Here is a 7,940-nt window from a genome sequence, read left to right as displayed (position 1 = left end):
GGTGACCGGCGATGCCGCGACCATCGTCGGCGCCTGGATGGGGGACCCGCGCGTGCGCGCCGTCTCCTTCACCGGTTCGACCGAAGCCGGCCGCCTCATCTACCGCCAGGCCTCTGCGACGGTGAAACGCCTGGTGCTGGAGCTGGGCGGTCATGCGCCCTTCATCGTCTTCGCCGACGCGGATCTCGACCGCGCGGTTGCCGAAGCGGTCAAGGCCAAGTTCGCAACGTCCGGCCAGGACTGCCTCGGCGCCAACCGCTTCCTTGTCGCCCGCCCGCTCTACAAGGCGTTCTGCAAGCGGTTCGCGGAAGCGACCGCCGCGTTGACCGTCGCTCCCGGAATGGACGACGCCGATATCGGTCCCCTGATGAACGAGAAGGCAGTCGCCAAGCAGGAAGAACACGTCGCCGATGCCTTGCAGCGCGGCGCAAGGCTCATGACCGGCGGCGAGCGACACCCGGCCGGGCCCCTCTTCTACCGCCCGACCGTGCTTGCCGATGTCCCGGCCAACGCCTTGATCATGCACGCGGAGACCTTCGGCCCGGTCGCCGCCATCCGCCCCTTCGACAGCGAGGAAGAAGCGGTGGCGCTGGCCAATGACAGCGAATACGGGCTCGTCGCCTACCTGCACAGCGGGGATCCGCGCCGGATCTACCGGCTGTCGCGGGCGCTGCGCTATGGCATGATCGCCGTCAACCGCACCAAGGTCACCGGCGCCCCGATCCCCTTCGGCGGAATGAAGCAGTCCGGCATCGGCCGCGAAGGCGCCGCCGACGGCATGCGCGCTTTCATGGACCTCAAATATGTCTGCCGCGACTGGGGCTGACCCCGCCGCACGCAGGAACGACCCTGGCGAACCGCCCGAAACAACAAGGAGACCGTCAATGCTGACCAATGACCAGCTCGGACAATGGGACCGGGAAAGCTTCTTCCACCCCTCCACCCATCTCGCCCAGCACGCGCGCGGCGAAAGCCCGACCCGCATCGTCACCGGTGGCGAGGGCGTCTTCATCGAGGACCGCGACGGCAATCGCCTGCTCGATGCCTTCGCCGGGCTCTACTGCGTCAATGTCGGCTACGGCCGCAAGGAGATCGCCGAGGCGATCGCCGCCCAGGCGCATGAGCTGGCCTATTACCACGCCTATGTCGGCCATGGCACGGAAGCCTCGATCACGCTCGCCCACATGATCCTCGAGCGGGCGCCGGACAACATGTCGAAGGTCTATTTCGGCCTTGGCGGATCGGACGCCAACGAGACCAACGTCAAGCTCGTCTGGTACTACAACAACATTCTCGGCCGGCCGCAGAAGAAGAAGATCATCTCGCGCTGGCGCGGCTATCACGGTTCCGGACTGGTGACCGGTTCGCTGACCGGGCTGGAACTGTTCCACAAGAAGTTCGACCTGCCGCTCTCCCAGGTGCTGCACACCGAGGCGCCCTGCTATTTCCGCCGCCCCGATCTCGACATGAACGAGGCCGACTTCGTCGAGCATTGCGTCACGGAACTGGAGGCCCTGATCGCCCGCGAAGGCGCTGACACCATCGCCGCCTTTATCGGCGAGCCGATCCTGGGCACCGGCGGCATCGTGCCCCCGCCCGCCGGCTACTGGGAGAAGATCCAGCAGGTTCTCAAGCGCCACGACATCCTGCTGATCGCCGACGAGGTCGTCACCGGCTTCGGGCGCCTTGGCACCATGTTCGGCTCCGACCACTACGGCATGGAAGCCGACATCATCACCATCGCCAAGGGCCTCACCTCGGCCTATGCGCCGCTGTCCGGCTCCATCATCTCGAAAAAGGTCTGGGAGGTGCTGGAGCGCGGCACCGACGAGAACGGCGCCATCGGCCATGGCTGGACCTATTCCGCGCACCCGATCGGAGCCGCCGCCGGCGTTGCCAATCTCAAGCTGATCGACGATCTCGGCCTCGTCGCCAACGCGCGCGAGACCGGTGCCCACCTGAACGCGGCGATGCACGCCGCCCTTGCGGACCATCCGAAGGTCGGTGAAATCCGGGGCGAAGGCATGCTCTGCGCCATCGAATTCGTCGACGACAAGGCCAGCCGCACCTATTTCGATCCGTCCGCCAAGGTCGGTCCGGCGCTGGCCAGCGCGCTGCTCAGGCGCGGCGTCATCGGCCGCGCCATGCCGCAGGGCGACATTCTCGGCTTCGCACCGCCGCTCTGCCTGACGCCGGAAGAGGCCGACCGGATCGTCTCCGAGACCCGCGCTGCTGTCGACGACGTCTTCGGCTGAACGGCCACCTGCGACCGGTAACTGCAAACACAAACAAAAGGGCCGGCGCGATGCGCGCCGGCCCTTTTTCGATATCGCGGTGCGGGCGCTCGCCTCAGACGGGCAGGCCCGTTTCGCTGCCGTCAAGCAGGTCGCGCGCCTGCGGCTCGTCCGGTTCCAGAAGGTCCGCCACGGTCTGGAAAGCGCGAATGATCGTCTGCTGCTCGCCTTCGCTGAGCCCCGCCATGCCGGAAAAGAACCGCCGGTGAATGAGCGGCGGCGCCGATGCAAGCATTTCCCGCCCCTCGCCGGTCAGCTCGTTATGCACGATCCGCCGGTCCACGGTGCTGCGCCGGCGATTGACGATGCCCCGCGCCTCGAGCTTTTCCAGGATCGTCACAGTGGTCGCCGCGCTGATATTGGCGACCCGCGAGATGTCCGCAGTGGTCGCCGTCTCGAAATCGCGGACGGCGTTGAGCACCACGATCTGCGGGATCGTCATCCCGGTTTCGCGCGCCACCCGCTTCGAGCGCACGTCCATGGCCTGCACGATCCTGCGGATCGAGCGGATGACGGCAGCCGCATCCTGCGGCGCGTAATCGCGATCTTCCTGCAAGAGCCTCTCCTTCCGATGTTCCCTGAAATCATTACAGCACAAAACATTTGATTTCAAATCATTTGTATTCTAATTATTTTCTGGATCAGCCGGATCATGCCGGCAGGGCAGGCCGCATGCCGGCCCGCGAAACACGCAAGAACAGACAGGAAAGGGCAGTCGCTCATGTGCGGAATTGCCGGAGAGATGCGTTTCGATGGACAGTTTGCAGACGCGGAGGCGGTCTCCCGGATGACCGAACGCCTTGCGCCACGCGGTCCCGACGGATCCGGCGTAATGGCACAGGGGCCCGTGGCGCTCGGGCATCGCCGGCTGAAGATCATCGATCTCACCGAGAAGGCGGCCCAGCCGATGGCCGATCCCGCCCTCGAGCTCGCCATCGTCTTCAACGGCTGCATCTACAACTACCCGGAGCTGCGTCAGGAGCTTGAGGGGAAAGGCTATTCCTTCTTCTCGCACGGGGACACAGAAGTCATCCTCAAGGCCTTCCACGCCTGGGGCGCCGACTGCGTCGAGCGCTTCCACGGGATGTTCGCCTTTGCCATCCATGACCGCCGCGACGGCTCGCTGACGCTCGCCCGCGACCGCTTCGGCATCAAGCCGCTCTACCTGTCGGAGAAAGGCAAGCGCTTGCGCTTCGCCTCGACGCTGCAGGCGATACTCGCCGGCGGCGATGTCGATACCGGCATCGATCGGGCGGCCCTTGCCTGCTACATGAGCTTTCATGCCGTGGTGCCCGCCCCGCGCACCATCCTCGAGGGCGTGCGCAAGTTGCCGCCGGCGACGGTCCGCCGCATCGAGGCCGATGGCACCAGCCGCGAGCACCGCTACTGGAACGCGTCCTACACCCGCCGTGAGGAGGACCGGAGCCTGTCCGCCGACGACTGGCGCGACAGGGTTCTGGAGGCGCTGCGCCTCGCCGTACGTCGCCGCATGGTCGCCGACGTGCCGGTCGGCGTGCTGCTCTCCGGTGGCGTCGACAGTTCCATGATCGTCGGGCTGCTCGCCGAGGAAGGCCAGAAGGACCTGATGACCTTCTCCATCGGCTTTGAGGAGGCAAACGGCGAGAAAGGCGACGAATTCGTCTATTCCGACCTCATCGCCAACCATTTCGGGACGGATCACCACAAGATCTTCGTCCCCTCCGCCGATCTGATGTCGTCGCTGCCCGACACGATCGCGGCACAATCGGAGCCCATGGTTTCCTACGACAATATCGGCTTCTTCCTGCTCAGCCGGGAGGTGTCGAAACACATCAAGGTGGTGCAGTCGGGTCAGGGGGCGGACGAGGTGTTCGGCGGCTATCACTGGTATCCCCCGCTTGCCGGTTCCAACGACGTCGTCGCGGACTATGCGCGCGTCTTCTTCGACCGCTCGCGCGAGACGATGGCACGGCATCTTTCCCCGGACTGGATGGCCTCTCGCGACGAGGCGCACGATTTCGTCGCCGCCCACCTGATGCAGGGCGGGGCCGAGACCCCGGTCGACCGGGCGCTGCGCCTCGATGCCGAGATCATGCTGGTCGACGATCCGGTCAAGCGGGTCGACAACATGACCATGGCCTGGGGACTGGAGGCGCGCGTGCCCTTCCTCGACCACGAACTCGTCGAGCTTGCCGCCGGCATCCCGCCCGAGCTGAAGCTCGCGCAAGGGGGCAAGGGCGTGCTCAAGGAAGCGGCCCGCAAGGTCGTCCCGCATGAGGTGATCGACCGCAAGAAGGGGTATTTCCCCGTGCCGCAGCTCAAATACATCCAGGGGCCCTATCTGGACATGGTGCGCGACGCGCTCACATCGCAGTCGGCGCGCGAGCGGGGCCTGTTCCAGGAAAGCTATCTCGGCACGCTGTTCGAGGACCCGACGGCGCATATCACGCCGCTGCAAGGCTCCGAGCTCTGGCAGGTCGCCCTGCTCGAGCTGTGGCTGCAGACCAACGACATCTGAGGGCAGGTCATGACGGCGAAAAAAACCGGCGGCAAGGGAACGGACACCCCCGCGCGAGGCGCGCGCGAGACCCGTCACCGGGATGCCTATTCTCACCGGCTCAAGCGGATGCGGGAGCACGGACTGAAACCGCCCATCGAGAACCAGCAAGGCGACATGCCCGTGCCGCTGGAGAACTGCGCACTTGATCTGGGATGGGGGCGCCTGCTGTTCGGGCAGACCTTCCACGACACCGAGAAGCTGCTGACGACGCTGGAGGGCGAACTGCCGGACCGGCGCGACATCGCGGTCTATGTGCGTGACCCGCATGTGCTGCTGGCCAACGCCCCGCAGGAGATCTTTCTCGATCCCTCGCACACGTTCCGCCTGGATCTTGCCACCTACCGGGCGTCGAAAAAGGCGCCGGCCGGGTTCTTCCTGCGTCGCCTTACCGCGCAGACCGATGCGGAGGCGATCAACCGCATCTATGCAGCGCGCGGCATGGTGCCGGTGCCGCCGGACTTCTTCTGGTCGAAGCGCGACGCGCGCTCGATCTGCTATTTCGTCGCAGAGGACGAGGTCAGCGGCGAGATCCTGGGTACCGTCACCGGCGTCGACCATGCCCGCGCCTTCAACGATCCCGAGCGCGGCGCCTCGCTCTGGTGCCTCGCCGTCGATCCCCAGGCCCGCCACCCCGGCGTCGGCCAGTCCCTGGTACGCCATCTTGCGGACTATTTCGCCGCCCGCGGCCTCGCCCATCTCGACCTTTCGGTCATGCATGACAACGGGCAGGCGATCGCGCTCTACGAGAAGCTCGGCTTTGCCCGCGTTCCCTTCTTCACGGTGAAGCGCAAGAACCCGATCAACGAGACGCTCTACACCGGTCCCGACACGGACGAGGCGCTGAACCCCTATGCCACCATCATCGTGCGCGAGGCACGCCGGCGCGGCATCCGGGTGGAGGTCAGCGATGCCGAACGCGGCTTCTTCTCGCTCTCGCAGGGTGGCCGCACCATCCGCTGCCGGGAAAGCCTGAGCGAACTGACCAGCGCCGTCGCCATGTCGATCTGCGACGACAAGACCGCGACCCGCAAGGTGGTCGAAGGGGCCGGCGTGCACGTTCCGGCCCAGATCGTCGCCGGTCAGGCCGACGGTGACCTGGCCACTTTCCTGCGCGAGCATGGCAAGGTCGTCGTCAAGCCCGCCCGCGGCGAACAGGGGCGTGGCGTTGCCGTCGGGCTGACCTCGCATGAAGACATCGATGCCGCCATCGAGGAAGCCGGCCGGCTCTGCGACACGGTGCTGGTGGAGGAATGCGTGGAGGGTCAGGACCTGCGCCTGATCGTCATCAATTACCGGCTGGTGGCCGCCGCCATCCGCCGCCCGCCGTCGGTGGTCGGCAACGGATCAAGCCGCATCCGCGAACTGATCGAGGCACAAAGCCGCCGCCGCGCCGCGGCAACCGGAGGCGAATCCCACATTCCCCTCGACGCCGAAACCCTGCGCACGGTCCGTCAGGCGGGGCACGACATGGACACCGTGCTGCCGTCCGGCGAGGAACTGCTGGTGCGGCGCACCGCCAACCTGCACACCGGCGGCACCATCCACGACGTCACCGACATCGTTCATCCGACGCTTGTCGAGGCATCGGTGCGCGCCGCGCGCGCCATCGACATTCCGGTGACGGGCATCGACCTGATGGTCAAGGCGCCGACGGAGGCCGACTACCGCTTCATCGAGGCGAACGAACGTCCCGGCCTTGCCAACCACGAACCGCAGCCGACGGCCGAGCGCTTCATCGATCTGCTGTTTCCGCTGTCCATGCCGGCAACCGCCCGCCAGGCTGTCACGGACCAGCACACCAACCAGGGGGCCGCATGACACGACTGACCATCGACACCGAATATCTCGCCCAGACCCTGGAAGCACTTCTGATGATCCCGAGCCCGACCGGCTACACGGATACGGTCGTTCGCTTCGTCTCGGCCGAGCTGGAACGCCTCGCCCTGCCGGTGGAGCTGACGCGGCGCGGCGCCATCCGGGCCATCCGTCGCGGTCGTGAAACAAGGGGTGCCCGGGCTCTGGTGTCGCACCTGGATACCCTCGGCGCGCAGGTGAAATACCTCAAGGACAACGGCCGTCTGGCACTGGTTCCGATCGGCAACTGGTCGGCCCGCTTCGCCGAAGGCGCCCGCGTCACCATGTTTTCCCAGTCGGGCGCCTATCGCGGCACGATCCTGTCGCTGAAGTCCTCCGGCCACACCTTCAACGACGAGATCGACACCTCCCCGATCGGCTGGGACCATGTCGAACTGCGTGTCGACGCCCTTGCCTTCGGCCGGGGCGACCTCGACCGGCTCGGCATCGAGGTCGGCGACATCGTCGCCGTCGACCCGCAACCGGAGTTCCTCGACAACGGCTTCATCATCTCGCGTCACCTGGACAACAAGGCCGGTGTCGCTGTCATGCTCGCCGCGCTGAAGGCATTGAAGGAGGCCAATGTCGAGACGCCTGTCGACATCCACTGGCTCTTCACCATCGCCGAGGAAGTCGGCGTCGGCGCCTCCTCGATCATCACGCACGACGTCGCCTCGCTGATCGCGGTGGACAACGGCACCACCGCACCGGGCCAGAATTCCAGCGAGTTCGGCGTCACCTTCTCGATGGCCGACCAGACCGGCCCGTTCGACTACCACCTGACCAAGAAGCTCGTCGAGCTCTGCCAGGAGAACGACATCCGCTACCAGAAGGACGTGTTCCGCTACTACCGCTCGGATTCGGCAAGCGCCGTGGAAGCGGGCGCGGACGTGCGCACCGCGCTGATCACCTTCGGCGTGGACGCCTCGCACGGCTACGAGCGCATCCACATGCATGCGCTGCGCTCGCTGGCCGAACTGATCACCGCCTATGTGGCAAGCCCGGTCGACATCCCGCGCGACTACGAGGAAACCGCCGGCGTCTCGGGCTTTACCCGGCAACCGACGGCGGAAGCCGAGCAGACCCTGACGCCGGACGCGGAAAACACCGAAATTCCGCAAGGCTGACCGGGCTGAAAATCAAAGGGCCGCCATTGGCGGCCCTTCCTCTTGCGGTCCGTCCGCAAGCCTCAGACCTTGAGCCCGCAGGCCTCGAAGGCGGCTTTCGTTCCCGCGCGTTCCGCGTCCGTCAGC

At 66.2% G+C, this 7,940-nt stretch carries 6 protein-coding genes; 5 read left to right on the top strand and 1 reads right to left on the bottom strand.

Going from position 1 to position 7,940, the window contains the following annotated elements:
* Both ACN0T5_RS20935 and ACN0T5_RS20930 read left to right on the top strand, forming a co-directional pair.
* A partial coding sequence (locus ACN0T5_RS20935) for an aldehyde dehydrogenase family protein (protein ID WP_417770545.1) occupies nucleotides 1-826 on the top strand: 826 nt, incomplete at its 5' end.
* Nucleotides 827-884: 58 nt separating this feature from the next.
* Nucleotides 885-2,255, top strand: coding sequence for an aspartate aminotransferase family protein (locus ACN0T5_RS20930; RefSeq protein ID WP_417770544.1), 1,371 nt, complete (start codon nucleotides 885-887; stop codon nucleotides 2,253-2,255).
* A gap of 94 nt (nucleotides 2,256-2,349) precedes the next feature.
* On the opposite strand, the gene ACN0T5_RS20925 is transcribed toward ACN0T5_RS20930, so the two are convergent.
* On the bottom strand, nucleotides 2,350-2,850 hold the full coding sequence (locus ACN0T5_RS20925; protein ID WP_417770543.1) for a MarR family winged helix-turn-helix transcriptional regulator: 501 nt from the start codon (nucleotides 2,848-2,850) through the stop codon (nucleotides 2,350-2,352).
* A gap of 165 nt (nucleotides 2,851-3,015) precedes the next feature.
* Between ACN0T5_RS20925 and ACN0T5_RS20920 the strand changes: the two genes are divergently transcribed.
* Genes ACN0T5_RS20920 through ACN0T5_RS20910 form a run of 3 tightly spaced genes read left to right on the top strand, consistent with a single transcriptional unit; the run spans nucleotide 3,016 to nucleotide 7,814 of the window.
* Nucleotides 3,016-4,791, top strand: a complete 1,776-nt coding sequence (locus tag ACN0T5_RS20920) for an N-acetylglutaminylglutamine amidotransferase (protein ID WP_417770542.1) — start codon at nucleotides 3,016-3,018, stop codon at nucleotides 4,789-4,791.
* A 9-nt stretch (nucleotides 4,792-4,800) separates the two neighbouring features.
* The gene (gene ngg / locus ACN0T5_RS20915; RefSeq protein ID WP_417770541.1) at nucleotides 4,801-6,651 is read left to right on the top strand and encodes an N-acetylglutaminylglutamine synthetase; all 1,851 of its coding nucleotides are present in this window, start codon (nucleotides 4,801-4,803) and stop codon (nucleotides 6,649-6,651) included.
* Nucleotides 6,648-7,814, top strand: a complete 1,167-nt coding sequence (locus ACN0T5_RS20910; RefSeq protein WP_417770540.1) for an osmoprotectant NAGGN system M42 family peptidase — start codon at nucleotides 6,648-6,650, stop codon at nucleotides 7,812-7,814. The genes ngg and ACN0T5_RS20910 overlap by 4 nt, the downstream gene beginning before the upstream one ends.
* Nucleotides 7,815-7,940 lie beyond the last annotated feature (126 nt).

The organism is Stappia sp. (assembly GCF_048261845.1).
Classification (GTDB): Bacteria; Pseudomonadota; Alphaproteobacteria; order Rhizobiales; family Stappiaceae; genus Stappia.
Note: the sequence above shows the minus strand (reverse complement) of the source record. Positions and strands in the feature narration are given on the sequence as shown.

Coding starts and splice junctions, on each gene's coding strand:
- ACN0T5_RS20930 (WP_417770544.1), top strand. CDS start 885: ATGCTGACCAATGACCAGCTCGGACAATGGGACCGGGAAAGCTTCTTC.
- ACN0T5_RS20920 (WP_417770542.1), top strand. CDS start 3,016: ATGTGCGGAATTGCCGGAGAGATGCGTTTCGATGGACAGTTTGCAGAC.
- ngg (WP_417770541.1), top strand. CDS start 4,801: ATGACGGCGAAAAAAACCGGCGGCAAGGGAACGGACACCCCCGCGCGA.
- ACN0T5_RS20910 (WP_417770540.1), top strand. CDS start 6,648: ATGACACGACTGACCATCGACACCGAATATCTCGCCCAGACCCTGGAA.